Origin of the sequence: Rossellomorea sp. FM04394 (assembly GCF_041889765.1) — a bacterium.
GTDB classification, from domain to species: domain Bacteria; phylum Bacillota; class Bacilli; order Bacillales; family Bacillaceae_B; genus Rossellomorea; species Rossellomorea aquimaris_B.
This window is the reverse complement of the sequence record NZ_CP168654.1, coordinates 3,614,333-3,638,340: the sequence shown is the minus strand read 5'-3', so window position 1 is coordinate 3,638,340 and position 24,008 is coordinate 3,614,333. Positions and strand designations below refer to the sequence as shown.

Annotated in this window: 26 protein-coding genes and 1 riboswitch; of the genes, 20 read left to right on the top strand and 6 right to left on the bottom strand. The window is 41.4% G+C overall.

Features of this window, described 5'->3' with window-relative positions; all coding sequences use genetic code 11:
* Positions 1-13 precede the first annotated feature (13 nt).
* The 14 genes from sufD to ACCB35_RS18325 all read left to right on the top strand — a co-directional run bounded on the left by sufD (position 14) and on the right by ACCB35_RS18325 (position 15,278).
* Positions 14-1,324: a Fe-S cluster assembly protein SufD gene (sufD, locus tag ACCB35_RS18390; protein WP_374054777.1), complete on the top strand. Its 1,311-nt coding sequence runs from the start codon at positions 14-16 to the stop codon at positions 1,322-1,324.
* Entirely contained in the window at positions 1,324-2,553 is a 1,230-nt protein-coding gene (locus ACCB35_RS18385) for a cysteine desulfurase (protein WP_374054776.1), read from the top strand. Before sufD ends, ACCB35_RS18385 begins: the two co-directional genes overlap by 1 nt.
* Positions 2,543-2,983, top strand: coding sequence for a Fe-S cluster assembly sulfur transfer protein SufU (gene sufU, locus ACCB35_RS18380; protein ID WP_044338168.1), 441 nt, complete (start codon positions 2,543-2,545; stop codon positions 2,981-2,983). The genes ACCB35_RS18385 and sufU overlap by 11 nt, the downstream gene beginning before the upstream one ends.
* A 39-nt stretch (positions 2,984-3,022) precedes the next feature.
* Positions 3,023-4,420, top strand: a complete 1,398-nt coding sequence (gene sufB, locus ACCB35_RS18375; RefSeq protein WP_044338167.1) for a Fe-S cluster assembly protein SufB — start codon at positions 3,023-3,025, stop codon at positions 4,418-4,420.
* A gap of 153 nt (positions 4,421-4,573) precedes the next feature.
* The gene (locus ACCB35_RS18370; protein ID WP_374054775.1) at positions 4,574-5,416 is read left to right on the top strand and encodes a DUF72 domain-containing protein; all 843 of its coding nucleotides are present in this window, start codon (positions 4,574-4,576) and stop codon (positions 5,414-5,416) included.
* Positions 5,417-5,437: 21 nt separating this feature from the next.
* Complete coding sequence (locus ACCB35_RS18365; RefSeq protein WP_374054774.1) at positions 5,438-6,262, top strand: sulfite exporter TauE/SafE family protein; 825 nt, start codon at positions 5,438-5,440, stop codon at positions 6,260-6,262.
* A 27-nt stretch (positions 6,263-6,289) separates the two neighbouring features.
* Positions 6,290-7,642: a bifunctional UDP-sugar hydrolase/5'-nucleotidase gene (locus ACCB35_RS18360; RefSeq protein WP_374054773.1), complete on the top strand. Its 1,353-nt coding sequence runs from the start codon at positions 6,290-6,292 to the stop codon at positions 7,640-7,642.
* Between the two features lie 56 nt (positions 7,643-7,698).
* The gene (locus ACCB35_RS18355; protein ID WP_374054772.1) at positions 7,699-8,001 is read left to right on the top strand and encodes a YunC family protein; all 303 of its coding nucleotides are present in this window, start codon (positions 7,699-7,701) and stop codon (positions 7,999-8,001) included.
* 262 nt (positions 8,002-8,263) lie between these two features.
* Positions 8,264-8,815 (top strand): hypothetical protein, encoded by a 552-nt coding sequence (locus ACCB35_RS18350; RefSeq protein ID WP_374054771.1) that lies wholly within the window; start codon positions 8,264-8,266, stop codon positions 8,813-8,815.
* 692 nt (positions 8,816-9,507) lie between these two features.
* Complete coding sequence (locus ACCB35_RS18345) at positions 9,508-10,557, top strand: HD-GYP domain-containing protein (RefSeq protein ID WP_374054770.1); 1,050 nt, start codon at positions 9,508-9,510, stop codon at positions 10,555-10,557.
* 59 nt (positions 10,558-10,616) lie between these two features.
* The gene (gene yunB, locus ACCB35_RS18340) at positions 10,617-11,381 is read left to right on the top strand and encodes a sporulation protein YunB (protein WP_044338159.1); all 765 of its coding nucleotides are present in this window, start codon (positions 10,617-10,619) and stop codon (positions 11,379-11,381) included.
* A gap of 79 nt (positions 11,382-11,460) precedes the next feature.
* A riboswitch (Lysine riboswitch) is annotated at positions 11,461-11,643 on the top strand.
* A 115-nt stretch (positions 11,644-11,758) separates the two neighbouring features.
* Complete coding sequence (locus tag ACCB35_RS18335) at positions 11,759-13,324, top strand: Na+/H+ antiporter NhaC family protein (protein WP_374054769.1); 1,566 nt, start codon at positions 11,759-11,761, stop codon at positions 13,322-13,324.
* Positions 13,325-13,642: 318 nt separating this feature from the next.
* Complete coding sequence (locus ACCB35_RS18330) at positions 13,643-15,169, top strand: sodium-dependent transporter (protein WP_374054768.1); 1,527 nt, start codon at positions 13,643-13,645, stop codon at positions 15,167-15,169.
* A 1-nt stretch (position 15,170) separates the two neighbouring features.
* Complete coding sequence (locus ACCB35_RS18325; RefSeq protein WP_082051191.1) at positions 15,171-15,278, top strand: methionine/alanine import family NSS transporter small subunit; 108 nt, start codon at positions 15,171-15,173, stop codon at positions 15,276-15,278.
* A 40-nt stretch (positions 15,279-15,318) separates the two neighbouring features.
* Here ACCB35_RS18325 and ACCB35_RS18320 read toward each other — a convergent pair whose 3' ends face one another.
* Positions 15,319-16,317 (bottom strand): M23 family metallopeptidase, encoded by a 999-nt coding sequence (locus ACCB35_RS18320; protein ID WP_374054767.1) that lies wholly within the window; start codon positions 16,315-16,317, stop codon positions 15,319-15,321.
* Between the two features lie 229 nt (positions 16,318-16,546).
* Between ACCB35_RS18320 and lipA the strand changes: the two genes are divergently transcribed.
* Entirely contained in the window at positions 16,547-17,464 is a 918-nt protein-coding gene (lipA, locus tag ACCB35_RS18315) for a lipoyl synthase (RefSeq protein ID WP_044338156.1), read from the top strand.
* A 143-nt stretch (positions 17,465-17,607) separates the two neighbouring features.
* Here lipA and ACCB35_RS18310 read toward each other — a convergent pair whose 3' ends face one another.
* On the bottom strand, positions 17,608-18,327 hold the full coding sequence (locus ACCB35_RS18310; protein WP_044338155.1) for a YhcN/YlaJ family sporulation lipoprotein: 720 nt from the start codon (positions 18,325-18,327) through the stop codon (positions 17,608-17,610).
* Between the two features lie 111 nt (positions 18,328-18,438).
* On the opposite strand from ACCB35_RS18310, the gene ACCB35_RS18305 reads away from it, so the two are divergent.
* A complete protein-coding gene (locus ACCB35_RS18305) occupies positions 18,439-18,714 on the top strand; it encodes a YutD family protein (RefSeq protein ID WP_044338154.1) in 276 nt (91 codons plus the stop codon).
* A 45-nt stretch (positions 18,715-18,759) separates the two neighbouring features.
* Here ACCB35_RS18305 and ACCB35_RS18300 read toward each other — a convergent pair whose 3' ends face one another.
* Together ACCB35_RS18300 and ACCB35_RS18295 are read right to left on the bottom strand one after the other, a co-directional pair.
* Positions 18,760-19,062: a hypothetical protein gene (locus ACCB35_RS18300; protein ID WP_044338153.1), complete on the bottom strand. Its 303-nt coding sequence runs from the start codon at positions 19,060-19,062 to the stop codon at positions 18,760-18,762.
* Positions 19,063-19,129: 67 nt separating this feature from the next.
* Positions 19,130-19,399 carry a DUF3055 domain-containing protein gene (locus ACCB35_RS18295; protein WP_044338152.1) on the bottom strand — a complete coding sequence of 90 codons (270 nt, stop codon included), beginning with the start codon at positions 19,397-19,399 and terminating at the stop codon, positions 19,130-19,132.
* A gap of 135 nt (positions 19,400-19,534) precedes the next feature.
* Here ACCB35_RS18295 and ACCB35_RS18290 point away from each other — a divergent pair, with 135 nt between their 5' ends.
* The 3 genes from ACCB35_RS18290 (at position 19,535) to ACCB35_RS18280 (ending at position 21,698) form a co-directional block, all read left to right on the top strand.
* Positions 19,535-19,972, top strand: coding sequence for a DUF86 domain-containing protein (locus ACCB35_RS18290; protein WP_374054766.1), 438 nt, complete (start codon positions 19,535-19,537; stop codon positions 19,970-19,972).
* A 124-nt stretch (positions 19,973-20,096) separates the two neighbouring features.
* The gene (locus tag ACCB35_RS18285) at positions 20,097-20,861 is read left to right on the top strand and encodes a TIGR01457 family HAD-type hydrolase (protein WP_374054765.1); all 765 of its coding nucleotides are present in this window, start codon (positions 20,097-20,099) and stop codon (positions 20,859-20,861) included.
* Positions 20,862-21,446: 585 nt separating this feature from the next.
* Positions 21,447-21,698 (top strand): helix-turn-helix domain-containing protein, encoded by a 252-nt coding sequence (locus ACCB35_RS18280; protein ID WP_374054764.1) that lies wholly within the window; start codon positions 21,447-21,449, stop codon positions 21,696-21,698.
* Between the two features lie 4 nt (positions 21,699-21,702).
* Here ACCB35_RS18280 and sda read toward each other — a convergent pair whose 3' ends face one another.
* A complete protein-coding gene (gene sda / locus ACCB35_RS18275; protein WP_374054763.1) occupies positions 21,703-21,825 on the bottom strand; it encodes a sporulation histidine kinase inhibitor Sda in 123 nt (40 codons plus the stop codon).
* 312 nt (positions 21,826-22,137) lie between these two features.
* Positions 22,138-22,638: a phosphatidylglycerophosphatase A gene (locus ACCB35_RS18270; protein WP_044338149.1), complete on the bottom strand. Its 501-nt coding sequence runs from the start codon at positions 22,636-22,638 to the stop codon at positions 22,138-22,140.
* 289 nt (positions 22,639-22,927) lie between these two features.
* On the opposite strand from ACCB35_RS18270, the gene yutH reads away from it, so the two are divergent.
* Complete coding sequence (gene yutH, locus ACCB35_RS18265; RefSeq protein ID WP_374054762.1) at positions 22,928-23,929, top strand: spore coat putative kinase YutH; 1,002 nt, start codon at positions 22,928-22,930, stop codon at positions 23,927-23,929.
* The last annotated feature ends 79 nt before the right edge of the window (positions 23,930-24,008 follow it).

Genomic DNA, 24,008 nt, shown 5'->3' with positions numbered 1-24,008 from the left:
TAGGGGGATGAAAATGACTGTAGAAACGAAACTACCAGTAGATCAAGACTATGTCAGCTCCTACTCAAAACAACTTGGAGAGCCGGAATGGTTAACAACCCTTCGAACAGATGCCTTTGATAAAGTAAAGGATCTAAGCCTTCCAGTTGCTGATAAAACGAAAATCACGAACTGGAATTTCACACAATTCCAGAAGCATACAGTGGAAAGTGATACGTTTTCATCACTGAGTGAGCTGCCGGATGAAGTTAAAGCATTAGTTGATTTGGAAAGCACAGACCAAAGTCTATATATTCAACGTAATAATACACCTGCTTTTCTTTCTCTTTCGAACGAATTAAAGGATAACGGTGTTATTTTTACGGATATTTTTACAGCAGTGAAGGATCATGGTGATCTTGTTCAAAAGTACTTCATGACTGAAGGTGTGAAAACGGATGAGCATAAGCTAACAGCACTGCATGCAGCGTTAATGAATGGAGGGGCATTCCTTTACATTCCGAAAAACGTAGAATTAACCCAACCGATCCAAGCTGTATACGTCCATGACAATGCTGAAGTGGCGATGTTTAACCACGTATTGGTTGTCGCTGAAGATAATAGCTCTGTCACGTATGTTGAAAACTACATTTCTACGACAGACGTAGAAGATGGCGTATACAACATCGTAACGGAAGTTGTGGCAAACAATAATGCGAAAGTGGCATACGGTGCAGTGGATAATTTAGCAAGCGGATTAACGACTTACGTTAACCGTCGTGGAGTTGCACAAAGAGATGCTCGCATCGAGTGGGCCCTTGGATTGATGAACGATGGAGACACCGTTTCTGAAAACGTAACAAACCTAATGGGCGATGGCTCATACGGTGATACAAAAACGGTTGTCGTCGGACGTGGAAAACAGAAACAAAACTTTACGACAAAAGTTGTTCACTTCGGTAAAAACTCTGAAGGATACATCCTTAAGCATGGGGTTATGAAGGACGAAGCATCCTCCATCTTCAATGGAATCGGTAAAATAGAACACGGTGCATCCAAGTCGAATGCAGAGCAGGAGTCACGCGTGTTAATGCTAAGCGAAAAAGCACGTGGGGATGCAAACCCGATTCTTCTGATCGATGAAGATGACGTAACGGCAGGACACGCTGCATCTGTAGGGCGAGTAGATCCATTGCAACTTTACTACCTGATGAGCCGTGGTATTCCGCAGCATGAAGCGGAACGTCTGGTTATTCATGGTTTCTTGGCTCCAGTGGTGAAACAATTACCGATCGAAGGAGTTAAGAAGCAACTTGTTGAGGTTATCGAAAGGAAAGTAAACTAATGGATGTAAAAGAGATTCGTAAACAATTTCCGATTCTCGACCAGGAAGTAAATGGACATCCACTGGTTTATCTTGACAGTGCGGCAACATCTCAAAAGCCTGTTTCAGTTATTGAAGCGATGAATGATTATTATCGCGGATATAACTCAAATGTTCACCGTGGTGTTCATACTCTTGGTACGAGAGCGACAGATGGATATGAAGGTGCCCGTGAAAAGGTCCGCAATTTCATTAACGCGTCCTCTACTCAAGAGGTGATCTTCACCCGTGGAACGACAACCGCAATCAATACGGTCGCAGCAAGCTACGGGCGTGCGAACCTGACCGAGGGAGACGAAATTGTGATCACTCACATGGAGCATCACAGTAATATCATTCCTTGGCAGCAGTTAGCCAAAGAAACCGGGGCGACGTTAAAATATGTTCCTCTTCAAGAAGATGGGACGATTGCGATCGAGGATGTAAAAGAGACTGTTACACCTCAAACGAAGATCGTTTCGATCATGATGGTTTCAAACGTACTTGGTACGATGAACCCAATCAAGGAAATCACCGGGATCGCTCATGAAAATGGTGCGGTCATGGTTGTTGACGGAGCGCAGGCCGCTCCACATATGAAGATCGATGTACAAGATTTGGACTGTGATTTCTTTGCCTTTTCAGGCCATAAAATGGTAGGTCCCACTGGGATCGGAGTTCTTTATGGTAAGAAAAAGCACCTTAATAAAATGGAACCGGTGGAATTCGGTGGAGAAATGATCGACTTTGTCGGACTTCAGGAATCCACTTGGAAAGAGCTCCCGTGGAAATTTGAAGGTGGCACACCGATCATTGCGGGTGCCATCGGACTTGGAGCTGCGATCGATTTCCTTGAGCAAGTAGGGCTTCATAACATTGAAGAGCATGAACATAAGCTTGCCGCTTATGCATTGGAGAAAATGAATGAAGTCGAAGGAATGAAAATCTACGGCCCAACAGATCCAGGTAAGCGTGCAGGTCTTGTAACGTTCAACATAGATGATGTCCATCCGCATGATGTGGCAACCGTACTTGACGCTGAAGGGATTGCCGTTCGCGCAGGTCATCACTGTGCACAGCCGCTGATGAAGTGGTTGAACGTATCCGCAACAGCACGTGCCAGCTTCTACCTTTACAATACAGAAGAAGATATTGATAAACTTGTTGCAGGCCTATTGAAGACAAAGGAGTTTTTCAGCGATGTCTTTTAATAATTTAGATCAGTTATATCGACAAGTCATCATGGATCATTATAAAAATCCACGAAATAAAGGTTCTCTAGAGGATGGAAGCTTTACCATCGATATGAATAACCCTACTTGTGGAGATCGCATTCACCTGACGTTAAAGGTGGAAGACGGTATCGTTCAGGATGCAAAGTTTGACGGGGAAGGCTGTTCGATCTCCATGGCTTCTGCGTCCATGATGACACAGGCGGTCAAAGGGAAAGAAATTGAGAAAGCATTGAAGCTTTCCAAAATCTTCTCTGATATGATGCAAGGCAATGATTATGACGACGATGTGGATTTAGGAGATATTGAAGCATTACAAGGAGTCGCTAAATTCCCGGCCCGTATCAAATGTGCGACACTGGCTTGGAAAGCGATGGAAAAAGGAGTGTCAGAGGAAGAGCAGGAATGATGCTCTCCTTCGGCACTACCAAAGAATGGAGGAATCAACATGGCTAAGAAAGCGCCTGAGATTGGGGATTATAAATATGGATTCAGCGACAAAGACGTCTCGATTTTTCGTTCGAAACGTGGTTTGACGCGCGAAATCGTAGAAGAAATCTCCCGCATGAAAGAAGAACCTCAATGGATGCTTGATTTCCGTTTGAAGTCACTAGAGCATTTTTATAATATGTCTATGCCTCAATGGGGCGGAGACATGCAGGAACTGAACTTTGATGAGATCACTTACTATGTGAAGCCTTCTGAAAAGTCAGAGCGCAGCTGGGATGAAGTACCTGAAGAAATCAAGCAAACGTTTGATAAGTTAGGTATTCCTGAAGCTGAGCAAAAGTATCTTGCAGGGGTTTCTGCTCAGTATGAGTCAGAGGTTGTATACCACAACATGCAAGAAGACCTTGAAGAGATGGGCATCGTATTCAAAGATACAGATTCTGCTCTTAAAGAAAATGAAGAACTTTTCCGCGAGCACTGGGCGAAGGTTATTCCTCCTACGGATAACAAGTTCGCTGCCCTTAACTCAGCGGTATGGTCCGGTGGATCTTTCATCTATGTTCCTAAAGGGATCAAGGTGGATACACCACTTCAAGCCTATTTCCGTATCAATTCTGAAAACATGGGTCAATTCGAGCGTACGCTGATCATCGTCGATGAAGGCGCAAGCGTTCACTATGTTGAAGGTTGTACGGCACCGGTTTACACAACGAATTCACTTCACTCTGCAGTCGTTGAAATCATCATCAAGAAAGATGCGTACTGCCGTTATACGACGATTCAAAACTGGGCGAACAACGTGTTCAACCTGGTGACGAAACGTGCTGTATGTGAAGCAAACGCAACGATGGAATGGGTAGATGGAAACATCGGTTCTAAATTAACGATGAAATACCCGGCGGTCATCCTTAAAGGTGAAGGCGCACGTGGTATGACACTTTCCATTGCACTCGCAGGTAAAGGTCAGCACCAGGATGCCGGAGCGAAAATGATTCACCTGGCACCGAATACATCTTCTACGATCGTTTCTAAATCCATCTCCAAGCATGGTGGTAAAGTAACTTACCGTGGAATTGTACACTTCGGCCGTAAAGCGGAAGGCGCACGTTCAAACATTGAGTGTGATACGCTGATCATGGATAACCAATCAACTTCCGATACGATCCCTTACAATGAAATTCTGAACGATAACATCTCGTTAGAACACGAAGCGAAGGTTTCTAAAGTATCCGAAGAACAATTATTCTATCTTATGAGCCGCGGTATTTCAGAGGAAGAAGCAACAGAAATGATCGTAATGGGCTTCATCGAGCCATTCACGAAAGAACTTCCAATGGAATACGCAGTCGAAATGAACCGCCTGATCAAATTCGAGATGGAAGGTTCAATCGGATAACACATTATTCAAACTCCCTTGATGTTTCATCAGGGGAGTTTTTTGGTTCCATTAATAATTCACCACGTTTTTTCTCCATCCAAGCCAAACATAAGAATTTCCATTTCCCTTATGATAAAATGGACATGTTCATAATAAAGCAGGTGAATGCGGATGATATACATAGGTGTAACAGGGTGGGGAGATCATGATACCCTTTATGAAAATGTTTCCCCGAGAGACAAACTAAAAGAATACGGTGCTCATTTTCCCATTGTCGAGGTGGACACAACCTTCTACGCTGTCCAGCCACTTCGAAATGCTGAAAAATGGGTAAAGGAAACACCCAAGGACTTTAAGTTCATAGTAAAAGCGTATCAGGGAATGACGGGCCATCAGCGGGGGGAGATCCCCTTTGAAACAAAGGATGAAATGTTCAATGCCTTTAAGGAATCCCTTGCCCCGTATGTGGATGCAGGAAAATTAGCAATGGTGCTGCTTCAATTTCCCCCTTGGTATGATTGTAAAAAGGAGCATGTTGACTATATCCGATACTGTAGGGAGGAATTACAGGAATTTCCCCTGTCTTTGGAGTTCCGTCATCAAAGCTGGTTCAGACCGGAGTTCAGGGATAAGACGTTAATGTTTATGAAAAAGGAAGGATGGATCCATAGCATTTGCGATGAACCTCAGGCAGGAGAGGGATCTGTACCGCGGGTCTTGGAAGCCACGCATAAAGATGCGACTCTAATTCGGTTTCACGGAAGGAATCTGTATGGGTGGAATAAACCGAATGGAGGAGATTGGCGGGAGGTTCGTTATTTATATCGCTATAATCGTGCTGAATTAGAGGAGTGGATTCCGCATATCCATCAGTTGCACGAAACCTCTAACGATCTTTATATTCTTTTCAATAATAATTCCGGTGGGGACGCCGCTGATAACGCGAAACAGCTCATTGAATTATTAGGTCTTGAATATGGAGGACTTGCACCAAAGCAACTGGATTTATTTTAGCTGACAGGAGATGAAAGACAGATGGAATGGATGGTTCTTCTATCAATCGGACTTCTAGCAGGAGCAATGGGATCTCTCGTAGGACTGGGCGGAGGGGTGATCATTGTTCCTGCCCTCATTTATTTCGGTACATATACAAGCTTGATTGAAGGAATGAACCCTCAGACAGCTGTAGGAACATCATTGGTCATTATGATTTTTACAGGGTTATCATCAACCCTGGCTTATCTAAAGCACAAGACTGTAGATTATAAAAGCGGCTTGATCTTCTTTGCGGGCAGTGGGCCGGGTTCAATATTGGGAGCTTGGGTAAACAAGGGATTGAACATGGAGAGCTTTAATTTATACTTTGGTATTTTCATGATTTTAATCGCGATTATTCTTATGGTTCGAAACAAGTTAAAGCCTATTGAGAAATTTAAGGATGCTTCCTTTCAAAGGGAGTTTACGGATCCCGCTGGAGAGACCTTTCGATATGGGTATCCTCCTGTATTAGGAGCGGCTATTGCATTTGTCGTTGGATTTACTTCTGGTTTATTTGGCATTGGCGGGGGATCGTTAATGGTACCTGCCATGATATTAATTTTTCTATTTCCGCCCCATGTAGCCGTTGCCACATCCATGTTCATGATTTTTCTATCGGCATTGGTCGGCTCTGGTACACATATCATGCTGGGCAATGTAAAGTGGTTGTATGCTCTTGCCCTTATTCCGGGGGCATGGATTGGAGCTAAGTTCGGAGCCTATTTAAATACGAAACTTGAGTCAAAAGTATTAGTGAGTATTTTACGCATTATCTTGATATTAATTGGAATTCGATTGATTTACCAAGGGATTACAGGATAACATACCTCCAATAGGAGTGAGCAAATAGTGAGAGAAACCATTCATATTTATCATACAAACGACCTTCACAGTCATTTTGAGCATTGGTCAAGGATCCGTGATTTTTTGAAGATGAGAAAACAATGGCATATAGATGAAGGGGAACCTGTTTATCTATTCGATATCGGAGACCATGTAGACCGCTGGCATCCATTAAGTGAAGCGACTTTAGGAAAAGGAAACATCGAATTTCTAAATGAAGTTGGCTTTGATGCTGTAACGATTGGGAACAATGAAGGAATTACACTGGACTATGAAGATTTAAACAGCCTTTATGATAAAGCGGATTTTCACGTGATTGTAGGCAATCTATTTGATCAGTCTGCACAACATCCCGACTGGGTGAAGCCTTATCATATTTTTCAAACGGATAGTGAAATGAAGATAGGTGTCATTGGATTGACAGCCTATTTCAAACCGTTCTACAAAACCCTCGGCTGGAATATTACTTCTCCAATGGATGAACTGCAGAAATTGGTTCAAGAGCTTCATCCACAGGTGGATATGATAATCCTTCTTTCACACTTAGGGATAAGGGATGACGAGGTGATTGCGGAACAATTTCCTGAGATTGACGTTATCCTCGGGGCTCATACTCATCATGTCCTTCATCAAGGAAAAGAAATTAAGGGAACGATGCTTGGGGCAGCAGGGAAATTTGGTCATTATGTTGGGCATATGATGATTGAGGTCGATATAACCAATAAAAATATTGTAGGGAAAAAAGCTCAGCTATATGAACAGCACGAGCTTCCCTCTGTTGAAAAGGAAAAACAGGAAAGCCTGGGGTGGTATCAGGCGGGGGAGGAATTGTTAAGAAAAGAAGTATCATGTTTGACGAAACCCCTACATGTGGATTGGTTTAATCCATCCCTGCTTCCGAACGTTTTATGTGATGCCCTTAGTGAATGGTGCCAGGCTGATTGTGCCTTTCTTAATTCTGGCCTGCTTATCCATGGACTGGATGAGGGACCGGTGACGAAACAGGATTTGCATCGGATCCTGCCCCATCCGATCAATCCATGCCTCATTAAGGTGAAGGGGGCCGAGCTTAAGGAAATCATTAAACAAACATTTAATGAGGAATGGCCTCATCTTCAAGTGAAAGGGTTAGGATTCAGGGGCAAAGTGATGGGTCGATTTGTTTACACGAATATTCAAGTTGAAGACCATGAAATCTTAATCGATCACAATCCGATCGATTCAGAGAAAGTGTACAAGCTTGCCTTGCCTGATATGTTCACGTTTGGACACTTCTTTCCTGACCTTCAAAGACTCGAAAAAAAATACTTTATGCCTGAGTTTTTACGAGATGTCCTGGAATGGAAATTAAAGCAGTAAATGTTTCACCGTTTCCCTTTCCGCATCATACATATGAGTGAAAGGAGCGATGAAACATGATGAATGTATCTCCGATTACCATTCAGGGACATACCTTTTTAGCGATTTCTGTTGAACTGCCAAAAACCAATCTCCTCGTCGTGGCGAGTGATATAGGATATATAATGTGTGGAGCACTGGACGTAGCATTACTAAATGAGAAATTGAAAGACAGAGGAATCATTGCAGGAAGAGCAGTCGGTGTGAAAACAATCGACCAGCTTCTTGATGCCCCTCTGGAATCCATCACCATTGAAGCAGAAAATCGTGGCATCAAACCGGGCATGATCGGCCGGGATGCGTTGTTAAAAATGATATAAGTGTCAGAGGATCAGCTGCACTTTTGGTAACTTCAGAGGTGCAAACAAGTAAATATCAAAGCAAAACGTACTGTATTTCACAATGAAATTCACAGTGCGTTTTTTATTGAGATAAAAGGTGTCACATGAGTTTCGGTTGCTAAATCATATGCGGGTTCACCTCCCAGTTCACAAGGGCGGAAGTAATTGTTGTAGGGTATGTAAATTTAGTGAGATTAACATTTTGATTTTGTAGAGTAACAACAAAAGTTTATCTAAAAAAATGTTAAAGTTTAGTAATAATAATTTAATTACCACTATTCAATTAACGGGCAGGTTAATGGAGTATCGAAAACTTAATAAATTTGGCTTTCGTCTAATTCATAAAGGGGGCATAAAAATCAAAAACTGTATGTATTTAATTATGGTTGTTTTGTTACTTGTAGGATGTTCTCCTGACTCTAGGGACTCAACTGTTTATGAGAAGCTAGAAGTGTCACAGGAAGAAGCTGTTCCAGAAAGAACACTTTTAACGAGAGAAGAAATGGACAATAAAAAAATGCGATACAGTGAGGTAAAGATAGCAGAGGTGGGTGAAGAAGCAGCTAGGTTGTCTGTTGCAGATAGTTTTTCTGGGTTAAATGACCACTTTTCTTCAGGAATTATGGATGTTTTAGATGCAGAAGGCAATAAATACCGTGCAATTTATATTGGGGAGAATTATCAAGAAAACTTTAGTGCTGAAAACGAGTATGAGAAAGCAGTTCTAAAATTTTATCGGACAAAGGACCAGGAAGATGAAAGACCCTTTATCGATTTTATGGAAATGGATTAGATTTTGAGTTGTTCCTTTAAAGGGGGCGTTAATGGAAGAAAGCGTTTAAAAAATAGAGGCTGGGATTAACGTGTTTTAGACCAAGTAAACCCGAATTAATTTGTCTTTTATGAGGCAAATTAGTTCGGATTTTTAATTTGTTCAAATGTCATTTCAATTTAGCTCTTCCCAGCGTTTGATTGGAGTGCAAGACGAAGACTCCTGCGGGAAATGTAGCTTATGTGAGACCCCGCAGGCTTGCCGAGGAGGCTCACGGGCTACCCGCGGAAAGCGAAGTCTTGCACGGAAATCATTAGCGGTATTAAGAGTTTACACTGAAATAGTCAGTATCTACACGGCGGTTTTTTAGTTTTATCTCAGCCCCCTTTTTGAAGTGAAATACACTGTGAATTATAGAATGGAAATTACGAAGTTTCCGTTATGATTAGGTTTATGTTTTGATGTTTGCGCCTCAAAAGTAAAAACGGTGCGCCGGGTTTTTGTTTGGTAGCAGGGATCACCGTCAATATTCTTTCATGAATAATTAACAATATATAAGGAAATACACCTTGCAAGTACGTTTTTATCCTTTATAATGGAGATACTAGGAAATTTTGTCGAAAAATGAAAGAATTACATAGGAGAATTCTATGAGGCTTATATCAACTAGGGCTTTGAAACCGGGCATGGTTCTAGCTACAACCGTATATAACATGAGAGGTCAAGCTTTAATTCATGATAACGTTCCGATAACAGAACGCATGATTTATAGATTGCAGGAGCTTAGTATTCAGTATGTCTATATTGAAGACTCGCTTTCAAGGGGAATCCATGTAAATGGAACCGTTTCAAATAAGGTGAGACAGCAGGCTGTAAACAACATTGAAATGGCCTTTAATCAATTAAGCGCATCGAATGCGCCCCCTAGCACGCTCATGATCGAAGATAGTGCTATACAATTGAAGCAGGTGATAGATGTAGTTTTGTCTGAAGTAAAGGCGAATCATGATCTCCTAACCATTTTGACAGATGTTTTCACATATGATTCCTATATCTTTCACCATTCATTTAATGTTACATTGTATACGCTCTCCATTGGTCTCGAACTCAAGCTTTCTACTAAACAGCTCGAGCAGTTAGGGGTGGGAGCGATTTTACATGATATCGGTAAGATGCTGGTGCCTGAGGAGATTCTTTTGAAGCCGGGTAAGCTGACAGAAGGTGAGTTCTCTGAAATTAAGAAGCATTCAGAACACGGATTTGAGATTCTGAGACAGCTTCATTCTGTGTCTTTGATCATTGCTCATTGCGCTTATCAGCATCATGAGCGCCTTGATGGATCCGGTTATCCACGGGGTATCAAAGGCGAGGATATACATCCTTTCGCAAAAATCATCGCCGTGGCGGATGTGTTTGATGCCATGACGTCCAATCGTGTATATAGAAAAGCCATGCTTCCACATCAAGCACTAGAGGTATTATACGCAGGCAGCGGCACCCTGTTTGATACAAACGTGATCGAAGCCTTCAGGGCTTCAGTTGCCATCTATCCAAATGGGATGGTCGTGGAGCTGAATGACGGCCGAAAAGGAATAGTGACAGAACAAAATAAAGGGGTGACGGATCGACCGGTGATTCGGATCATCGAAGAGGCCGGACAGGAATTACAAACTCCTTATCCCATTGATTTAAGTACGGAATTAGATAAGGTGATTACCGGGTTTGATCCGGATTATGAACCCCAATCCCTGAAAATTAAATAATTTTTTTGCGTTAAACCCCTCTTACTGTGCATACAAATAGCTTGTAAGGGGGGATTTTTTTGTCAAAGTTCAAAACATACAAACCCCGAAGAGGAGGGCCGCTACCTTTTCGATATGTGATGATCATTACGATTCTTTTCTTTATGATTTCCACTGGTTTCGGATTGTGGATCATTAATAAAGGTTTAAAACCGACACTGCTTGCTTATGCCGAAACCCAGACCAGCAGGATCGGTACGCTGGTTATCAATAAAGCAATTAACAAAAAAATTGCCGATGTTCTCGACATTTCGGACATAACGGAAGAAGTGAAGAATACAGAAGGCGATATTGTTTCATTTAAATACAATACTCAAACAATCAACCGGGTTCAGGCAGAAATCACAAACTTAGTACAGCAAAACCTGCAAGAAGCAGAGGAAGGAAATCTAGAAAACCTTGAATTTATAACCGAAGTTGAAATTGATGAAGGGAAATCTAAAACATCGAAGGGAATCACTTACTCGGTGCCTCTTGGCCAGGCGACCAACAACGTGTTACTCGGTAATCTGGGTCCAAAGGTACCAATACGCTTTCATTCGATCGGAGATGTCCGTTCCGATATTAAAACTACCGTTGAGCAATTCGGGATCAATAATGCCGTTGTAAAAGTGTTTGTCGAGCTTGAAGTCAATGTCCAGATCATCATTCCATTTGCAACGAAAACGGAAACCATCAAGCAGGATATCCTGGTTGCCATGGGTACCGTTCACCTGGATGTACCACAGTTTTATAACAATGGTGGAGGGGAATCCAGCCCATCCATTGAAATTCCCACAAATTAGTCAGGAAAAAAAGTTGTCAAAAGAATGATAGTTTGTTATATTAATAAAGAAAATTTTATAACACACCACATCATCAGTCCGATGGGGTAGAGGCGCAGAGTTCAAGAGTATGCTGTTTGAGGATGACAACTGGGAGAACAGATGAAAGGGAACTTTTGCCGAAGTAAATATGCATGTCGAAGGTGTATTTGCTGGGGTTATCTTGAAGAAGGATAACACTGTCATTATAGGGGAATCTCTATAATGGGGAGCTACAGATCGTGATGGAGCACTTAAATTACTTACTAAGGTAATGATAGTTTCTCTATCGTTGCCTTTTTTTATTATCCTCTGTCATGCTACGATGGTTCCCCCCTATCAAATAGGAGGAGGACACTATGGAAAACACGATTTACTCACTATTACCACCCCTTTTAGCCATTCTTATGGTTATTCTTACGAGACGGGTTCTACTTTCATTGGGAGTAGGAATCGTTGCTTCTGCCTTTCTGTTAGCAGATTTCTCAATTACGAAAACATTCAGCTTTATGTGGGACGCCTTTAAAGGCATCTTTGTCGCAGATGGAGCACTCAACACATGGAATGTCTATATTATTTTCTTCTTACTCATTCTAGGTGTGATCACAGCATTTGTGAACATTTCCGGCGGTAGCCGCGCATTTGGTGAATGGGCGATGAAACGTGTGAAAACAAGAAAAGGTGCACAGCTTCTTGCTGCTGTTTTAGGTATCATAATTTTTATTGATGACTATTTTAACGCCCTTGCTGTTGGCCAGGTTTCGAGACCCATCACGGATCGTCACAAAATTTCACGAGCCAAACTAGCCTATATCATCGACTCGACATCGGCACCGATTTGTGTCGTTTCTCCAATCTCAAGCTGGGGAGCGTACATCATCGGGATTATCGGTTCCATTTTGGCTACTCACAGCATCACAGAATACACAGCATTTTCAGCATTCGTTCAAATGATTCCGATGAACCTCTACGTCTGGGCAGCTGTCCTGCTTGTGATCATGGTTGCTGCTAAAGGACTGGACTTCGGAAAAATGAAAGAGCATGAAGTAAGAGCCCTAGAAACAGGGGCCCTTTATGATCCTGAAAAAGAAATTCCAGGAGAATTGAAAAATGATCTGCCTGTCAGCTCGAAAGGATCAGTTGGTGATCTTGTCTGGCCGATCGTAGCACTTGTTGTCGGTACAATTGGAATGATGCTCTGGACAGGATATCAAGCCGTCGGATCATTTGACATCCTTCCGATTTTTGAAAATACAGATGTAACGAAATCTTTATTATATGGTGGATTATTCGGTCTCCTTGTTGCGCTGATCTTCTTCATCCGTCAAGTCACCTTGAAAGGAATCGAAGGTAAAGCAGTTGGAGTAGCAGTAGTGGAAGGAATCAAATCCATGTTACCTGCCGTTTATATCCTTATCTTCGCCTGGACGATCGTCACATTGATCGATCAATTGCAAACAGGTACGTATCTTGCGGGTCTGGTTGAACAATCAAGCTTACCGATGCAGGCACTTCCAGTCATTTTGTTCTTAGTTGCCGGAATCATGGCATTCTCGACGGGAACTTCATGGGGATCTTTCGGAATCTTACTTCCAATCGCCGGGGAAATTGCTGCAGCGACAGATGTAAGTATCTTACTTCCTGCTATGGCAGCTGTATTAGCCGGATCCGTGTTGGGAGATCACTGTTCTCCAATCTCGGATACAACCATCCTTTCCTCTACAGGGGCAGGAAGCAATCATATCGATCACGTTCTTACACAGCTTCCATATGCATTGATCGGAGCGGTTGCTGCTTCAATTGGATATCTTGTACTTGGATTCACGGGCAGCACGTTATTTGGTTTAGGAGTTGTGATTATTTTAATCGTGGCATTCGCTTTTCTATTTGGTGAAAAAGCAAAACCTGCTGTTTCAGAACAATAATTAAATGAAGAACCAGGAGCTCATTGGCTTCTGGTTTTTTTATACATTCTTACTTGTTGTCAGGGGGGGGTTAAAACCTATGGTGGTATCCCAAAAGCCCTCTCAACCTTTCCGAACGTCAATTCTTCATGTTTCGACAAAATTCATATAGTGAAATAGTACCTGTCCCCATCTGAAAAAAACTTACTCTAAGCTTAAAAATAGCTTTGACAATTGTCTTGGAACTAGCTATACTGACTTTAGATTACAAATAATCTGAAAATATAAAAATTTCAAATACCTTAATATGGTAGTTGAAAAGAACTAGGGGGGACCAAGATGGAGAATCGTGCCCAGTTTGGAACACGAGCAGGATTTATTCTGGCTGCTGTCGGGTCAGCAATCGGTTTGGGAAACATATGGCGTTTTCCGGCAGTAGCGTATGAAAATGGTGGAGGAGCATTCTTTATTCCTTATTTATTCGCTCTTCTAACAGCGGGAATTCCATTATTAGTACTTGAATTTACATTAGGTCACAAGTATCGTGGCTCAGCACCGCTATCTTATTTCCGTCTTAATAGAAAATCAGAGTGGCTTGGCTGGTGGCAGGTATTAATCGCCTTTGTCATTTCCACCTATTATGCCGTCATTATCGCATGGGCGATGTCCTACAGTGTATTTTCTTTCAATCTGGGTTGGGGGAAGGATACAGAGACATTCCTATTCAATGACTATTTAAAGCTTACCGTTGATCCAGGCCAGACAGGCAGTATCGTTCCTGGAGTATTCATTCCACTTGTATTGGTTTGGGTAATTACATTAGGGATCCTTTTCAAGGGTGTAAAGAAGGGTATCGAAGTAGCGAATAAGATTTTCATTCCGGCATTAGTCATTTTGTTCTTAATCATTGTTGTTCGCGCTCTAACCTTGCCTGGAGCATTGGATGGCCTTGATGCTTTCTTCAAACCGGATTTCAGCAAAATTGCTGATCCAAGTGTATGGGTGGCAGCATATGGGCAGATTTTCTTCAGTTTATCAATCGCTTTTGCAATCATGATTACGTATTCAAGCTATCTTCCGAAGAAATCGGATATTACGAATAACGCTTTCATTACAGGCTTTAGTAACTCAGGGTTTGAATTATTAGCAGGTATTGGAGTATTTGCTGCTTTAGGTTTCATGGCTCAATCCCAAGGTGTAGGCGTTCAGGAAGTAGTAAGCGGGGGAGTTGGATTGGCGTTTGTGGTATTCCCGCAAATCATTAATGAATTCCCGGCCCTTAACGGTTTATTCGGATTCTTGTTCTTCGCTTCACTTGTATTAGCAGGGTTGTCATCACTCATCTCGATTACAGAGACGTATGTAGCGGGTGTTTCTGAGAAGTTCGGAATTTCCCGTACAAAAGCCGTTCTATTCGGTGGAGGACTTTCTGCGATCATCTCTATCTTATTTGCCACTCAAGGCGGATTACTCTTCCTGGATGCGGCAGACTACTTTATTAACCAGTTCGGTGTAGCATTCGCTGGATTAGTTGAAGTAGTAGTGATTGCCTGGTTCCTGCGCAAGTTAGGTACATTCCAATCCCACGCCAATGGAATCTCTGATATTCAGCTGGGTGCATGGTGGAAGGTATGCTTGGGTGTCATCACACCAATCGTCCTTGGATGGATGATGTTCGGGTTATTCAAAATGAACCTGCTAAAAGAATTTGAAACTGAAACTGGAAACTACGGAGGTTACTCAGATGCCTTCATTCTTTACAGTGGTTGGTTTGTTGCAGGATTCGCAATCCTTGCCGGTGTTGCTTTCTCCTTTAAACGCTGGCATGCAAAAACAGAAGCTGAGAGCTATAAGGAGGTAAGCTGACATGACTGGTAGTGCAATTATAATGATGATTGTTGGGATGGTCATTATCTGGGGTGGATTAGCAGCTAGTATCATGAACGCTGTTTCCAAATCAAAAAAACAGGTGTAAAAAGATGAAGCAGACGATGGGATAACCATTGTCTGCTTTTTTAACGTTTTTTGCTTTTGATTCTGTCTTGACGCTCCCACATTCTTAAGTGGGGGTATGGATCAAAGGACCACTCCGTCAAGCCATTGTCCTTATACATCCCATAGTGCAGATGAGGAGGGAATTTTCCCGATGTTCCAGGAGGTCCATATCCTGAGCTCCCAACACCGCCTATAACCATTCCTGGTTCAACCACTTGTCCTACGTGAAGGTCTTTAGAGAAGCCGCTAAGGTGAGCAAAATAATGATACGTATTATTAATGTCACGTATCCCTATCCGCCAGCCTCCATATCGGTTCCATCCTTTCATCTCGATGATTCCATACGATGTCGCTCTTACAGGGACACCATAATCAGCAAAGAGGTCCGTCCCTTCGTGTATTCGTCTTCCTCCCCAGCCACGGGCATCACCCCAAGTGTTTCGGTAGCTGTAGTTGAACCTGAGGGGAAGGGGGAAGGCTTTTTGGTTTAAATGGATTGTACCGTATTGCTTATAGATTTTTGCATTTCCCATGATGATACTGACCGTTTTATCACGCTTGTAATAGTCCCAAAGAGCAAGCTTGAAATTATCCCGGTCAATTCCGTACCGCAATATATACTCTGTCAAAGAAGCCAATATATCTTCATCACTCTTCAGACTTGCTTTTCCATCGAAGTCTCCATCCCGGCCCATACCATTGAATAGAGTGATGGTTTCGGGATTGTCATCTTCCGGATCAGGGTTTAGAGGGCCGACCCACTTTTCAGGCTCCATATAAATAGATATAAGAGAAGAGGGTTTTTCCCGATCTTTACGGGCAAAACGAAGACTCCGCTCGTACTGATCGACGGCAGCAAGATAGTACCAGGGAATTTGGGTAAGTGCCTCGCTTTTCTGAAATAACTCCATTCTCTTTGTGTGGATCTGTTCGTCTGTCAGCTTTTCTGCTGCAAAGGTTTGACAAGGACTTATGAATATGCAAAAAGCTACAAAGGTAAATACCAATCGTTTGTACAAAATAATCCCTCCATTTTTAGGGGCCTACTTCTAGTTTGTATCGTTCATCGGGATTCATAATCATCAATAAATGGTAATAGGGTATCACATGCTTGTTTTCACATTTTTAGTATGATAAAGTGACAAAAGAAGTATATTGATGATGGCTTTTTTTACATAAGATGAACGATCTAGAAAGCGTTTCACTCTTTGCCTAAGTCAGAATTATTTAGGATTGGAGATGAGGGGTATGAGCAAGAAAGATGAACATATTCGTAAACCGGATTGGCTTAAAATTAAGCTGAATACGAACGATAATTATATGGGCTTGAAGAAGATGATGCGTGAAAACAACCTTCACACAGTATGTGAAGAGGCTCGTTGTCCTAATATCCATGAATGTTGGGGAACCAGAAGGACAGCTACATTCATGATTCTTGGGGATATTTGTACCCGTGCCTGCCGTTTCTGTGCCGTTAAAACAGGACTTCCGACTGAATTGGATCTGAAAGAACCGGAACGAGTTGCTGATTCCGTACAATTAATGAATCTAAAGCACGTCGTAATCACAGCGGTTGCCCGTGATGACCTGAAAGATGGTGGATCACAGGTCTTTGCTGAAACGGTTCGTGCTATTCGTCGTAAAAGTCCATTCACTTCCATTGAAGTATTACCTTCCGATATGGGTGGAGTATTCGATAACATCAAAACATTGATGGATGCAAAACCAGATATTATGAACTACAATGTCGAAACCGTTCGCCGCTTGACTCCAAGAGTTCGAGCCCGTGCTACTTATGACCGCACATTGGAATTCCTGCGCCGAGCTAAAGAATTAAACCCGGATATCCCAACAAAATCAAGTATCATGGTCGGTCTTGGGGAAACCAAGGAAGAAATCCTTGAAACAATGGATGACCTGCGTGCAAACCATGTTGATATTGTGACATTAGGTCAATATCTGCAGCCATCTAAGAAACACTTGAAAGTTCAGAAGTATTATCACCCGGATGAGTTTGCTGAACTACGTGAAGCAGCGATGGAAAAAGGCTTCAGTCACTGTGAAGCAGGTCCACTTGTTCGATCTTCTTATCATGCAGATGAGCAAGTGAACGCAGCTGCCAAAGCAAGACAGGCAGCCGGAGAGCAAGAAGTTCAAAAAGCATAATCTTTCATATATAAAAGGACTGACCTGAAGGAGAAAATCTCCGACAGTCAGTCCTTTTTGCAGAGAAGGAGAGAATGACAGAGAGTGCTTTTTTCGGCATTTACGCCAAAAAGCTTCGTCACTCTGCAGCCTCCGCCTTACTATTAATCGACCATGTTGTCTGTGTTGTCTTTTCGTTTTTGGCGGTCTTTGTTAATTTTGTGGACATCGTCGTCCTGCATTTCGTATTTCTCAGATGTCATTTCACCATTTGGATTTTCACCTGCGTCTACATTTCTTCCCTGAGGAGAATCCTGCAGCATGAGATTGATGGTATCATCGATGGCCGTGTTTGCGTTACGGCTATCGCTATCCATCTTGGCCAGGTTTTCTACATTCCGCATCAGGCTCTTGTCATCGGTCACATAGACGTGGTACCAACGGGGAATAACAGACATGGCTGTTTTCTTTACCTGATCGGCTACTTCAAAGCGGCCATCTTTGTCCTTTTTGTCCGTCACATATGAAACCAATACTTCTTCGTCAGTGACGAGAGTGGAACAATCTTTCACGTCAGGGAGAGCGACACTCATTTTGCTGATCGTGTCGGCCACTTGTTCGCGGTTGATGCTGTACATATCTTTTGTCGAGATGGTTTGACCGCCTGTAGGACTTTTTTGTTGACGTACATAACCGAAGTCCTCACCGCGGTGAGCTCCTTTTTTGGTCCAGCTATTTTCGTTGTACAGGTCCTCACGGTCATTCACGTTTATGGTATTCCCATTATCGTGAAACATTTCCTCGTTGGCCGTGTCGATTCCATCACAGGCAGTTCCGATTAGCGCAATACTTAGTACAGTTGTACCAAGAATGAATTTATTCAATTTAAACACCCCCTATTCGATAGGGTGACCATCTCTTATTACAATTTTTCATAGTAATTAATGGACAATCCGTTATAATTTAAGATAAGGAAATGAAAGTGGGTGGACGAGATGATTTGTGTGCAGAATACATGCTACGAAATCGTTGAGGAATTTAGAGACGGATTCAACGAGGAAGCATTTAAGGAAAGATATAGCGATATCTTAAGCAAATATGATTATATCCTTGGGGATTGGGGATATGGCCAGCTTCGTTTAAAGGGATTTTTCGATGATCACAATCAAAAAGCTTCTTTTGACACTAAGGTGAGCACGCATAAGGATTACTTGTATGAATATTGTAATTTCGGCTGCGCTTATTTTCTTGTGAAAAAAGTCAATAAATAATGGTGAAAAAGGAACAAACCGTTTCGTTTGTTCCTTTTGTCTTTTTTACTTATTTTCAGTATATGGAGGTTCTTCATTCACATCGGGATCGGCATGAACAGGGTGTGATCCGGGCTCCTGACGTGGTATATCTTGATGGAGTGATTTATTTTCATAGTTGAAGGCACTGTAATATCGTTGTCCTTCTTCCCATGGAGTGCTTTTGTTCTCAACGGGAGTATGTTTTCCTCGCGGAGATCCGTAAGGTCCTTCAGGAAGTGTTTCTGGAACGATAAAATTGCGATACGTTTCAACATTAGAGAAGTCACTATATACTTCTTCTTCTTTGTCTCTAGGTTCTTTACTCATTTTATCTCCCACCTTTCATACTTATAGTATGTGAGAGTGGGGTGGACTTCATTCCTTAGAGCACGTTCTACATAATGATTTCTCCTAAGAAGTCCCTTAATTCATCGGCTTCTTCATGAGTTAACTTGAATACACTTTCTACATATCCGGGTTCATCAAGGTCATCTCTGCCAACGATCGCGAATCGACTCCCTTGAAGATCTAATACCAAAGATTTACCATAATAGCGATCTGTTTGGGTAATGGCTAAGTCGTACCTTTGATTTTCTCCCATAAAACTCACAAAGCGTGTTTTTGTATTTTCTGTATCATCGTATAAATAAAATCGTTCACTCATGACGATGTCCTCCTCTTTTTCTGCTTATTTCATCATAACAAACTGAGTAGAGAATTGCAGGATCTACCTGTATGGTGGAGATGAAATTATGTTAAAATAAAGTGTGAATGATTTCGTTCAGGAAGAGGTGCCATCATGTATTTCGTAGATAGAGAAAAGATTGAAGTGACGTTGCTTTATATGAGTGAGCAGTTAACCATCGTTCGTTCCAATGAGAAATGGAGCTCCATAATAGAAAAACTGGCCTTGGAGCGAATGGCTCATACGATCATTGAATCCGTACTTGATGTAGGGAACAGCATGATTGATGGGTTCATTATGAGAGATCCGGGAAGCTATGAAGACATCATTGATATCCTTTTGGATGAAAAGGTGATCGATGACAAGATGAGTGAAGACCTTAAACTTCTTGTAGGCCTGCGTAAGGTTCTTGTGCAAGAGTATACAGCCGTTATTCATGATCATTTACATAAGGTATTAAACGAAGTATTCTTCTCATTAGAGAAGTTCCCTCAACAGGTTCGGAGCTATCTTGAAAATGAACTGGGACCTGTTTCTGCATTTAAAAATTAATAAGATATGACAGCGCTTTCTGATTCAGGGAGCGTTTTGTTCTGTTTAAAGCTGCATTTTATCGAAAAATCAACAGGTCCCACCGGTGTTTGGGCATACTAAAAACAACTTATGGAGGTAAACAATGAAAGAATATAGAGGATACTTGATCGATTTAGATGGCACGATGTATAAAGGAAAAGAGAAGATCGAAGAAGCAGGGGATTTTGTTAAACGATTACAAGAAAAGGGATTGCCTTATTTGTTTGTCACCAACAATTCTTCGAGAAGACCGGAACAGGTTGCGGAAAAATTGCAGTCCTTTGATATTCCTGCCACGAAGGAACAGATATTTACTACTTCAATGGCGACAGCTCAGTATATGGCAAAAGAAAAGCCGAATGGGACGGCATATGTCATCGGTGAAGAAGGGATCCGTTCAGCACTGGAGGAGAATGGAATTACTCTAACAGATGAAAAACCGGATTTCGTAGTAGTGGGGATTGATCGTGGCATTAATTACGAAAAGCTGTCTCTCGCTTGCCTTGGTGTGAGAAATGGAGCTACCTTTATTTCAACCAATGGAGATATCGCGATACCGACTGAAAGAGGGTTGCTTCCAGGGAATGGTTCACTGACGTCAGTTGTCACCGTTTCCACACAAACAGAACCGATTTTTATCGGAAAGCCCGAATCGATCATTATGGAGCAAGCACTGTCTGTATTAGGAGTCCCGAAGGAAGACACGTTAATGGTTGGAGATAACTATGATACCGATATTTTGGCTGGAATTAACGCCGGACTCGATACGCTGCTTGTCCACACAGGAATCACAACCAAAGAGGCTTTAAGTTCAAAGGATATTCAGCCGACCTATACAATTGAAACATTAGACGAATGGGATATATAATAACAAAGTGGAGGCTGCTCTAGCAGCCCCCACTTCCTACAAACCCTTCTGAATACACAAATAGAAAAATGTCTTAAATTAGTAACACATTCATAATAGACAACCTTCGTTCGTATAAGTAAAATAGAACTAGTGTTAAAAGAAGTAATCAAAATACTATTTATACTTAAGGACCTATGCAATTGGTCCTTTTTGCTAATATCTATGCCTCTATAGGTATTGAAGCAAGTATAATGATAGCAGGAACGAGAATTATACTCCTAAAGTATTATGTGGTTTTTGCCTCTAACTAACTTTTCCATTACACATATTTGAGTACTCAGAAGGACCAGGAAGACAGTTTCTTTTAAAAAACAGTATGAATGTAATTTTTTTTTTTATATTACAAAATTAAGTGTAAAGATATTAATCTAGGGTAAACATCAAGGGTAGTAGGGGACTATTAGCCATTGATACCTTTTCAATTTCTAACTATTCTTTACGAATGCAATCAACTTTAAGAATGAAAGTCACTGTTTCTTTAATTGATTTTCGAAACATTCTGTGTCGTCATTTCTAAAGAATTTTTAAAAGGGTAGTGAGGTAATGAGTATTACAGTTACAGGAATTGTCGGAAAGAAAATAAGGCACCATAGAAGAGCTAAAGAAATCACCATACAAGCATTAAGTCACAAATGTGGATTGACGGTAAATTATATTTCGTTGATTGAAAAGGGTGAGGCTAATCCGTCCCTGAACAAGTTGAATGCCATTGTATGTGCTCTTGACGTTCAGTGGGAAGACATTATGCCGACTTGTGAAGAGCACGAAGAAATCTACAATCAAACGATTCTTTAATGAACTAATTTACTCTTTTTATTTCTTGTTCGATCAGAATGATTATATCATTGCTGAGTTTTAACTGTTTTGCTTTCTGGTAGGCAGCAAAAAGGGCATGTCCACTTAAGGTTGGATGAGATTTCACGTCGTTTATTTTATTGCTATGTATGTATGAAACGTATCTAATCTCTTTTAAGTGACAGCCTTTATTTGCTGTGTAATTTTAAGAGAAGTCCCTGGTACAACTATATTATTTATTATTACAACTATAATTGTAATTATATAAAACTATTCATTGATGTGCAATAAAAAAGTTAGTGAAAATGTTTAGTATGTAATTATTTAGGGAATACAGTATGATTTATTTTATCACCGGATAAATACACTTCTTCTTTCACTGAAAAATCAGACGACCCCTGTCGTCTGATTTCGATACGTATTTTATTAAGGTTAGCGCTTATTCTGCGCATTTAGCCCTATGTGCCAGTCGACTTGAAGCGGCTGCTGCAATAGCACCCACAATATCGTCCAAGAATGTATGACACATACCAGATGATTTATCATTCAACCTCTCCAGGATTCCAGGCTTTTGTTTATCGATATAACCGTAGTTGGTAAATCCAATCGATCCATATACATTAACAATCGAAAAGGCTAGAATTTCATCCACACCATATAATCCTTCATCTACTTCGATAATCGCCTGAAGTGGTTCTTCCAGCAGCTTTTTCTCAGCTAATATATCAAGTTGAATACCCGTTAGTATCGCATTTTGCACTTCCCGCTTCGTTAAAACACGTTCAACGTTATAGACACATTCCTTTAGTTCGAGATCAGGATGGTACTTTTGTTGAAGGTACATGACCAATTGAGCGATATCTTCAATCTCTACTCCTCTTTCATGCAGCCATTTACGTGCCGTTTTCTCTAATAAATCCATTGATTCTTTATCCTTCATCCTATTCACCTTTTCTTTGAAAGATTATAAAACCCCTATTTCGATTAGACGAAGCCTTGTTTTACACATATGATTCCCATTTGAAAAATAGACATAATAATAGCTTCTATTCTCATTCTTGCCCATCTCCAGTTTTAGATATTCATAATTGTTCTTAAAGGTTATTTTCATATAGAGTGCGTTCTTTGTAATGAAGTGGTTTTGAATAAAATGACATTATGAAAAATTTTTTGTTTAACACGGATCACCCTGTGAAAAAAGACGGTCATTTTAGATAGGAGAGATCAACATGTCGCAAGAAATATTAATCAATCATTTTGGAGTGCATCCAGAGCGGGCGTTTTTTGATGGAATGATGGATCGATATATGGTCGGGGGATTAGTATATAGTATTGTGGGCGTATCGAATATGGAACAAGAAACCTTAGTGGAACTCTACAAATTGGCAGAACACCTAAAAGGTCAGGGAGATCGCCATGTTTCAACCTTCGTTCAGAGCACCGAAGGAAGATTCCTCGTGGTGGAAAAAGATAAAGATTATGTGGTCCTGCGAAATGAAAGCATCCAATCTCCCCCTGATAAAAAGCTGGGGAGGAAGTTAAGCAAATTCCATTTCAGGGGACGGACCTTTGAGGAAAAGGTAGAAAAAATAAATCGTATGGGACAATGGAAAAGTCTGTGGGAAAAGAGGCTTGCCCAGTTAGAAAAGGCTTACTATCAGGTTATTCAGGACCAGCCAGCTGACGAATTTGAACGTCGATTTGTTGAGAGCTACCCTTATTACAGTGCCCTGGCGGAAAACGCTATCCAGTACCTTGTGGATACGGAGCTTGATGAAGATCCGAAGCCAGAGGATGCGGGAACGGTTTGCCATGAGCGTTTTCTTCAATCCACATGGGGGACGGAAGTGTGCATCCATTTTCCGTTTCAATGGGTGTTCGATCACAGCACCCGGGACATTGCAGAGTGGGTGAGAGAACGCTATTTCATGAGAAGTCAAACGTTTCATCCCGAGCTTCAGGAATTCATCAGAGAATATGAATCCATTACCCCACTCTCGCCATTTTCATGGAGATTGCTGTATTCAAGGCTTTTGTTTCCCCTTCACTATTTTGAGTGCGTAGAGGAATATTATATTTCACAATCGGAACAGAAGAAGAAGGTAGTTGAAGATAAGCTGGAGCGCTATCTGAAGACTTCACACCAATATGAAGCATTCCTTTCTGATTTTTATCATTTGTCTGAGGTTCCCGTAAAAAAATGGGGAATCCCACTTGTTGCATGGCTGTAACATCGATGACCATCCCCAATCTGAAAGGCTTTCACTTTTATGCTAAACTGTAGAAAAAGAGTGAAGGCAGGGACTACAT

What these genes read in the sequence shown, in the direction of transcription:
- ACCB35_RS18385 (WP_374054776.1), top strand. Translation starts at nt 1,324, where the DNA reads ATGGATGTAAAAGAGATTCGTAAACAATTTCCGATTCTCGACCAGGAA.
- sufU (WP_044338168.1), top strand. Translation starts at nt 2,543, where the DNA reads ATGTCTTTTAATAATTTAGATCAGTTATATCGACAAGTCATCATGGAT.
- ACCB35_RS18335 (WP_374054769.1), top strand. Translation starts at nt 11,759, where the DNA reads ATGGAAAACACGATTTACTCACTATTACCACCCCTTTTAGCCATTCTT.
- ACCB35_RS18285 (WP_374054765.1), top strand. Translation starts at nt 20,097, where the DNA reads ATGAAAGAATATAGAGGATACTTGATCGATTTAGATGGCACGATGTAT.
- sufD (WP_374054777.1), top strand. Translation starts at nt 14, where the DNA reads ATGACTGTAGAAACGAAACTACCAGTAGATCAAGACTATGTCAGCTCC.
- lipA (WP_044338156.1), top strand. Translation starts at nt 16,547, where the DNA reads ATGAGCAAGAAAGATGAACATATTCGTAAACCGGATTGGCTTAAAATT.
- ACCB35_RS18330 (WP_374054768.1), top strand. Translation starts at nt 13,643, where the DNA reads ATGGAGAATCGTGCCCAGTTTGGAACACGAGCAGGATTTATTCTGGCT.
- ACCB35_RS18300 (WP_044338153.1), bottom strand. Translation starts at nt 19,062, where the DNA reads ATGAGTAAAGAACCTAGAGACAAAGAAGAAGAAGTATATAGTGACTTC.
- ACCB35_RS18325 (WP_082051191.1), top strand. Translation starts at nt 15,171, where the DNA reads ATGACTGGTAGTGCAATTATAATGATGATTGTTGGGATGGTCATTATC.
- ACCB35_RS18290 (WP_374054766.1), top strand. Translation starts at nt 19,535, where the DNA reads ATGTATTTCGTAGATAGAGAAAAGATTGAAGTGACGTTGCTTTATATG.
- ACCB35_RS18365 (WP_374054774.1), top strand. Translation starts at nt 5,438, where the DNA reads ATGGAATGGATGGTTCTTCTATCAATCGGACTTCTAGCAGGAGCAATG.
- yutH (WP_374054762.1), top strand. Translation starts at nt 22,928, where the DNA reads ATGTCGCAAGAAATATTAATCAATCATTTTGGAGTGCATCCAGAGCGG.
- ACCB35_RS18280 (WP_374054764.1), top strand. Translation starts at nt 21,447, where the DNA reads ATGAGTATTACAGTTACAGGAATTGTCGGAAAGAAAATAAGGCACCAT.
- ACCB35_RS18305 (WP_044338154.1), top strand. Translation starts at nt 18,439, where the DNA reads ATGATTTGTGTGCAGAATACATGCTACGAAATCGTTGAGGAATTTAGA.
- ACCB35_RS18295 (WP_044338152.1), bottom strand. Translation starts at nt 19,399, where the DNA reads ATGAGTGAACGATTTTATTTATACGATGATACAGAAAATACAAAAACA.
- sufB (WP_044338167.1), top strand. Translation starts at nt 3,023, where the DNA reads ATGGCTAAGAAAGCGCCTGAGATTGGGGATTATAAATATGGATTCAGC.
- ACCB35_RS18370 (WP_374054775.1), top strand. Translation starts at nt 4,574, where the DNA reads ATGATATACATAGGTGTAACAGGGTGGGGAGATCATGATACCCTTTAT.
- ACCB35_RS18350 (WP_374054771.1), top strand. Translation starts at nt 8,264, where the DNA reads ATGTTAAAGTTTAGTAATAATAATTTAATTACCACTATTCAATTAACG.
- ACCB35_RS18270 (WP_044338149.1), bottom strand. Translation starts at nt 22,638, where the DNA reads ATGAAGGATAAAGAATCAATGGATTTATTAGAGAAAACGGCACGTAAA.
- ACCB35_RS18345 (WP_374054770.1), top strand. Translation starts at nt 9,508, where the DNA reads ATGAGAGGTCAAGCTTTAATTCATGATAACGTTCCGATAACAGAACGC.
- ACCB35_RS18355 (WP_374054772.1), top strand. Translation starts at nt 7,699, where the DNA reads ATGATGAATGTATCTCCGATTACCATTCAGGGACATACCTTTTTAGCG.